This is a genomic window from Pseudomonas sp. SIMBA_068 (assembly GCF_046534705.1).
Taxonomy (GTDB): domain Bacteria; phylum Pseudomonadota; class Gammaproteobacteria; order Pseudomonadales; family Pseudomonadaceae; genus Aquipseudomonas; species Aquipseudomonas putida.
Map to the genome: position 1 here is coordinate 1 of NZ_JAWRYI010001797.1, position 231 is coordinate 231.

The 231-nt window shown below is 58.9% G+C and carries 1 protein-coding gene; it reads left to right on the forward strand.

The genetic code is table 11. The features are described from left to right. On the forward strand, positions 1–231 hold a 231-nt coding region (locus SB756_RS35960), incomplete at both ends, for an SDR family NAD(P)-dependent oxidoreductase (protein WP_410914024.1).

Sequence of the window (231 nt, forward strand, 5' to 3'; positions counted from 1 at the left end):
CTCGCGAATTGCAGCGCAGGCGGGACGCCTCGATATTCTCTTTGCCAACGCCGGGGGCGGCGACATGCTGCCGCTGGGGGCGATTACTGAAGAGCATTTTGACCGTATCTTTGGCACTAACGTGCGCGGCGTGCTGTTTACCGTCCAGAAAGCCCTGCCTCTGCTGGTTGATGGCGCATCGGTAATTCTGACCGGATCGACTGCCGGAACGCAAGGTACTGCGACTTTTAG